Here is a 5025-nt window from a genome sequence, read left to right as displayed (position 1 = left end):
TGCGCACCGCCGGCAAGAACGCCGCCAAGAACGCCCAGGAACAGGAAACCGCTTCCCACTAAGCGGCCCACCCCACCCACCGTGGGGAAACCTGGACCACACCCACGGCGGGCACCCCACACACGGGGAGCCCGCCGTCGGGCATTTAACCAAGCATTGAGACCCACCCCCACCGCGAAAGAACACCTCACACCCCTAAAACCCACCCACAAGGGCACCACCTGCTCCCTCGCGGCAGGTTGAGAGCATGGGGAGCACTGCCCATCGACTCCGGGGCCGGGACTGCGTACCGTGATCGCAGGATCACCCGGCCGCGACAGCCCCCGGGCATCACAACAAGGAGAACGTCATGGCCGTATGGGGCGCGAATGTGGAGCAGCTCAGGACTCTGGGCAAGAAGATGCAGAAGGGCGCCGATGTGCTGAATGACCAGCGCACCACCCTCTCCTCAAGCCTGAACAGCACGCAGTGGATGGGTCCGGACGCGGAGAAGTTCCGCTCCGAATGGGACTCCACGCACGCTCCGGCGCTGTCGAACGCCGCCCACGCCCTGAGCGTGGCCGGCACCAACGCCGCCCGGAACGCCAACGAGCAGGAGCAGGCGTCCCGCTGACGAGCCACCACGAGGGAACACGTCGCGCCCTCAAAACAGCGCGAAGAGGGCACCACCTGTTCCCTCGCGGCGGAACCGGCGACGGCGGGACGGGCGGCGACGGCGGACTCGCGCCAGCGCCGCCCGGCAGCGCAGCTTACGCCCGCACCGAATCCCAGGTCAGCCACGTCATGTCGACGGAGACCTCCAGACGGGAACCCCCGCCGCCGGACAGGATGCCCTTGAGCGGCGCCACGTCCCGGTAGTCCCGGCCCCGCGCCACCACCACGTGGAAGTCACCGGCGGCCTTGTGGTTGGTCGGGTCCCAGCTGTGCCAGGCGCCGTCCCACCATTCAAGCCAGGCGTGCGACTGCCCCGCCACCGTCTGGCCCGGGTCGGCCTCCGCCTGCGGGTGCAGGTACCCGGAGACGTACCGCGCGGGGATGCCGAGGCTCCTGAGGCAGCCGATGGCCAGATGCGCCAGATCCTGGCAGACCCCCTGACGCTGTTCCCACGCCTGCGCGGCATCCGTGTGCACGCCGGTGCTGCCGGGCATGTAGGTCATCTCGTTCCGCAGTCGGGAGAACACCTCCTCCGCTGCGGCCCGGGGTGACGGCCGGGCCGCGAGCGCGGCCACCAGCTCCACCGCCCCCTCGCCCGGCGAGGAGAGCCTGGTCTGCGGCAGGTGGTCGCTGAAGCCGTCCTGCACCGCGCTTCCGGCCAGCTCCGCCCAGCCCAGCGGGTCGCCGTCGCGCGCGGAAGCCTGTTCACGGTTCACGTCCACCGTGGCGGTGGCCACCACGTCCAGCCGCTCATGGGGTTCGTGGACCTCGAACGTGGTCACCTGGGTGCCCCAGTAGTCGGCGTACCTGGCTTGCGTGGCGCCGGAGCTCTCCACGGCCACGCGCGATCCCAGGACCGTCTGGCCGGGCTCCGTGGGCGGGGTCATCCGCGCTTCGTTGTAACTGACCAGCACGGGCTTGTTGTAGGTGTACCCGGTGCGGTGCACGATCTTCAGACGTGTCATGACAGTTCTCCCACCCATGCCTGCTCCTCGCGGGCGCTGTAGTACCTGCGGGCGATCTCCTCCGAGGCCCGCGCGACGGAGCGCTGGATGCGTTCCATGTGCTCCGGCAGCTCGTCCATCAGGTTCTCGCTGCGGTGGAACTCCAGGAACGTCCTGGCCTGCCCGACGATCCGCCGGGCGTCGTTGAACATCCCGGAGCGCCGGTCGCTGGGTTCCAGCAGGGCCAGGGCCTCGTCCGCGTTTTTGAGCGAATAGACGATCGAGCGCGGGAACTGCCGGTCCATGAGGAGGAACTCGGCCGCGTTGCGGTCATCGAACGCCGCACGGCGGGTGCGCAGGAACGACTCGTACGCCCCGGCGCAGCGCAGCATGTTCACCCAGGACACACCCGCCGGGTTGGCGTCGCAGGTGGCGAGCATCCGGGCGGTCATGTCCGCGCGTTCCAGGGAGCGGCCCAGGACCATGAACAGCCAGCTGTCGTCGTGGCTCATGGTGCTGTCCGTCAGGCCGCTCGTGGTGGCGGCCCGCTCGATCACCCATTGGCAGAAGCGGTACGTCCCGGCCACGTCCTCGCGGTGCCGGCTGAGCCCGAAATACGTCGTGTTGAGGCATTCCCAGAGGCTCGTGGACACGGTTTCACGGGCCCGGCGGGCGTTCTCCCGCGCGGCGCCCAGCGCCCCGGCGATCGACGTGGGGCTCGACCGGTCGTAGGCCAGAACCCGCAGCAGTTCTGGCAGGGTGATGTCCTGCCGGTCCAGGGGCGACCCCATCACCTGCAAAAGGTCCCGGGCCACCTGCTGCTGTTGCTCCGGTGGGAGGTGGTTCAGCCGCTCCAGATGGACGTCCAGGATGCGCGCGGTGCCATCCGCGCGTTCCACATAGCGTCCGATCCAGAACAGGGACTCGGCGATCCGGCTCAGCATGGCATCCTCCTGACGTACGGTGCGGGACGGGATTGACGACGGCGCGCGGCACTCATTGCTGCTGCCCCGCCTGGGAGTCACGCCAGCTGGTCTCCACGGGCCACACGCTGGTGCGTGCACTGTGCCCGAACAGCCTTCGCGGCGGCACGGCGTCCACGGAACCCGTCTCCTCGCCCAGAACCCAGGTGTCCTTGGACCCGCCGCCCTGGCTGGAGTTGACCACCAGGCTGCCCTCCTTGAGCGCCACCCGCGTCAAGCCACCGGGCAGCACCCAGACGTCCTCGCCGTCGTTGACCGCGAACGGACGCAGATCCACATGGCGGGGGCTGAACCGCTCACGGTGCAGCGTGGGGACGGTGCTCAGCTGAAGGACGGGCTGGGCGATCCAGCCGCGCGGGTCCTCGATGAGCTGGCGGCGGAGGGTGTCGAGCTCCTCCCGGCTGGCGTCGGGCCCGATCACCAGGCCCTTGCCGCCCGAACCGTCCACGGGCTTGACCACCAGCTCCGGCAGGCGGTCCAGGACCTCTTCGCGGGCGGCGTCCTCTTCCAGGCGGAAGGTGTCGACATTGGCCAGGATCGGGTCCTCGCCCAGGTAGTACCGGATGAGGTCGGGGACGTAGGAGTAGATGAGCTTGTCATCGGCCACGCCATTGCCCACGGCGTTGGCGATCGTCACCCCACCGGCCCGGGCCGCGTTCACCAGGCCGGGGCAGCCGAGCATGGAGTCGGCCCGGAACTGCAGGGGGTCCAGGAATTCGTCGTCGAGCCGTTTGTAGATCACGTCCACGCGCTGCTCCCCGGACGTGGTCCGCATGAACACCTGGTTCCCCCGGCAGGTGAGGTCCCGGCCTTCCACGAGTTCCACGCCCATCAGCCCCGCCAGGAGGGTGTGCTCGAAGTAGGCGGAGTTGAAGATGCCCGGCGTCAGGACGACGACCGTGGGGTCCTCCACCCCCTCGGGAGCGGTCTTCCGCAGGGCCGAGAGCAGACGCCGCGGGTACTCCTCCACGGGCCGGATGGACTGCTGGCTGAACACTTCCGGCAGGGCCTTGGCCATCGCACGCCGGTTCTCCAGGACGTAGCTGACCCCGGACGGGACGCGCACATTGTCCTCCAGGACCCGCAGGGTGCCCCCGCCGTCGCGGACGATGTCGATCCCGGACACGTGCACCCGGACGCCGCCCGCCGGCCGGAAGCCGTGGACCTGCCGGTGGAAGTGCTTACTGGAGGTGATCAGCTTGCGGGGCAGCACGCCGTCGCGCACGGCGTCCTGGGCGCCATAGACATCGTTGAGAAAAGCCTCCAAGGCTCGCACTCGCTGGGCCACGCCCCGTTCCAGACCCTGCCATTCCTGCGCGTCGATGACCCGGGGGACGATGTCCAGCGGGAACGGCCGCTCCTCCCCCGCGAAGTCGAAGGTGACGCCGCGGTCCAGGAACGTGCGGGCCATGGCTTCCGCGCGGGCGGCGATGTCGTCCGGGGTGAGTCCCTCGAGAACCCGGGTCAGCTGGCTGTACGAGCCGCGCGCGGTGAGACCCGCGGTCCCTGCGCCCCCGCCGGCCGCGGCCGGGAGGAACATCTCGTCGAAGGCTTTCGACGTGGCCAAGGCCCCTGAATAGCTGGCGAACAGATCCGATGATGATGCCGGCATGACCCCTCCAAAGACCGCGGTGAAGCTGAGGAAACAGAGCTTCCCACCGGGATGTGTCAGGCGGATTTCCAGCAGTCACCACACCATGTCCGGGGTGTTTCGCCCAGGTGTCCTGGCCGGTCAGAGCACCAAGCCCCGGGTGACCGGGTGGCCTGGGCGCGCCGGGTGCCACGGGACCGGCGGCTTATTCGCAGGAATGTGACGTGGGGCCGTGCGGCGCGGCGGTCACCGGCGTGGAACGCACGACGCCGGGCGGCCGGGCGGCGCTCCTACTGCCGGGCGGGAGCCGCAACCCCGTCACGGCGTGCTGTTTTCCGTCCATGACAACCATGGATTCGGGCTAAAAACCCCGGAATTCCGGGGTTTTCGGCATGGGGAGAGGTTCATGGGGAGCACTACCCATCGACGGCTCGTCCAATCATTGGATAGTTTGTTCTCAGAGGTTCACGGAAACGAACCACCACCCGCCAGGGAGGTGAGCCGGGAGCCCACAACGGAATACCACTGACATGGGAACCCGGCACAGTTCGGATCCATCACAACAAAGGAGTAGGAAAATGGCAGTTTGGGGTGCAGACGTCCAGCAGCTTCGCGCACTGGGTAAGAAGCTCGAAGCAGGCGCACAGACCATCGACGAGCAGCGCAACCAGCTCACCAGCGCACTCAACGGCGTGCAGTGGACCGGCCCGGACGCGGACAAGTTCAAGAACGAATGGCAGTCCCAGCACGTGCCGGCCCTGAACAAGGTCGCCGAAGCACTGCGCACCGCCGGCAAGAACGCCGCCAAGAACGCCCAGGAACAGGAAACCGCTTCCCACTAAGCGGCCCACCC

At 68.6% G+C, this 5025-nt stretch carries 5 protein-coding genes; 2 read left to right on the top strand and 3 right to left on the bottom strand.

Annotated features, from left to right (window positions below; all coding sequences use genetic code 11):
* Nucleotides 1-349: 349 nt before the first annotated feature.
* A complete protein-coding gene (locus tag AB4Y75_RS16650) occupies nt 350-613 on the top strand; it encodes a hypothetical protein (RefSeq protein ID WP_441436994.1) in 264 nt (87 codons plus the stop codon).
* Between the two features lie 136 nt (nt 614-749).
* Here AB4Y75_RS16650 and AB4Y75_RS16645 read toward each other — a convergent pair whose 3' ends face one another.
* Genes AB4Y75_RS16645 through AB4Y75_RS16635 form a run of 3 tightly spaced genes read right to left on the bottom strand, consistent with a single transcriptional unit; the run spans nt 750 to nt 4193 of the window.
* Nucleotides 750-1619 (bottom strand): transglutaminase family protein, encoded by an 870-nt coding sequence (locus AB4Y75_RS16645; RefSeq protein WP_441436993.1) that lies wholly within the window; start codon nt 1617-1619, stop codon nt 750-752.
* Complete coding sequence (locus tag AB4Y75_RS16640) at nt 1616-2542, bottom strand: alpha-E domain-containing protein (RefSeq protein ID WP_441436992.1); 927 nt, start codon at nt 2540-2542, stop codon at nt 1616-1618. The genes AB4Y75_RS16645 and AB4Y75_RS16640 overlap by 4 nt, the downstream gene beginning before the upstream one ends.
* 52 nt (nt 2543-2594) lie before the next feature.
* Entirely contained in the window at nt 2595-4193 is a 1599-nt protein-coding gene (locus tag AB4Y75_RS16635) for a circularly permuted type 2 ATP-grasp protein (protein WP_441436991.1), read from the bottom strand.
* A gap of 557 nt (nt 4194-4750) precedes the next feature.
* Between AB4Y75_RS16635 and AB4Y75_RS16630 the strand changes: the two genes are divergently transcribed.
* Complete coding sequence (locus AB4Y75_RS16630) at nt 4751-5014, top strand: WXG100 family type VII secretion target (RefSeq protein ID WP_441436990.1); 264 nt, start codon at nt 4751-4753, stop codon at nt 5012-5014.
* The last annotated feature ends 11 nt before the right edge of the window (nt 5015-5025 follow it).

Source organism: Arthrobacter sp. RAF14, from assembly GCF_052114185.1.
Taxonomy (GTDB): Bacteria; Actinomycetota; Actinomycetes; order Actinomycetales; family Micrococcaceae; genus Arthrobacter_E.
This window is presented reverse-complemented; position numbering and strand designations above follow the sequence as displayed.